At 65.0% G+C, this 1108-nt stretch carries 1 protein-coding gene and 1 pseudogene; one reads left to right on the top strand and one right to left on the bottom strand.

Annotation, left to right across the window (positions count from 1 at the left end; translation table 11 throughout):
• On the top strand, positions 1–849 hold an 849-nt coding region (locus FJ980_RS33500; protein WP_140547652.1), incomplete at its 5' end, for an SRPBCC family protein.
• A gap of 3 nt (positions 850–852) precedes the next feature.
• On the opposite strand, the pseudogene FJ980_RS33495 reads toward FJ980_RS33500, so the two are convergent.
• Positions 853–1108 (bottom strand): annotated as a pseudogene (locus FJ980_RS33495) (MFS transporter); the annotation flags it as partial.

The following is a 1108-nucleotide window of genomic DNA, read 5'->3' as shown; positions in this document are numbered from 1 at the left end:
TGCCCCTACCACGCATGGTCCTATTCGCTGCGCGGCGAGCTCGTGCGCGTGCCATCGAAAACGCTGCCCGAAGGTTTCGACAAGGCGGACCATCCGCTCTATCGCGTCGCGCTGTCGGTCTGGCGCGGCTTCGTCTTCGTCAATCTCGCGGAAGATGCCGCCGGCTCGGCGCACTCATCCTTCGACCCGGCCTCCGCCGATCTCGGCAACTGGCCGCTGGAATCGCTGGTATCGGGCCATGTGCTGCGCAAGGTGATGAACTGCAACTGGAAGATCTTCTGGGAAAACTTCAACGAATGCCTGCATTGCCCCGGCGTCCACAAGGACCTGTCGCGGCTGGTGCCGATCTACGGCCGCGGCCTGATGGGCCGGCATGACGACCCCGAATGGACCCGCCATGCCGACAATGACGCGCCGGAATTTTCCGGCGGGCTGCGGGCGGGTGCCGAAACATGGTCACGTGACGGCCAGGCGCATGGGCCGGTCTTTTCGGGCCTGACGCCGGCCGAGCACGCCGCCGGCCAGACCTACGCCACCAGCCTGCCCTCGATGTTCATCGTCGGCCACGTCGACTATGTCAGGTCCGTACGGCTGGTGCCGCTTGGCCCCGAGCAGACCGAATTGACCGCCGAATGGCTGTTCGCGCCCGACGCGCTCGCCGCCACCGACATCGACAACATCGTCGGATTCGGCACCCAGGTGCTGGAGGAGGATGCCGCGATCTGCGAGGTCAACCAGAAAGGGCTGCGCTCCATGCGCCATAAGGCCGGCGTGCTGATGCCGGAGGAGTACGACCTCCACCGCTTCCACGATTGGGTACGCGAACGACATGCTGCGCTTGTGCCGTAAGCTTCACAGCGACTTCGGCAGATACCGCCAGGTGACATAACCGCAGACCGCCGCAAGCAGGCCGAGCGTGACGAAAACCGAGCCCAGTCCGAAAAAGGCCAGCACCACCGAGTAGACCAGCGGCGGCGTCAGTTCGGAAAAGTCGAGATAAGTGCGGTAGACCGCAGCCATCTGCGCCCGCTCATAAGAGCGGACCGAGCGCATGAAGGCGGTCGAGCCCAGCGCGTCGAGCGCGATGGTGAAGAAGGCGCCGCACAGC

The organism is Mesorhizobium sp. B1-1-5, assembly GCF_006443065.1.
GTDB lineage: Bacteria > Pseudomonadota > Alphaproteobacteria > Rhizobiales > Rhizobiaceae > Mesorhizobium.
This window is presented reverse-complemented; position numbering and strand designations above follow the sequence as displayed.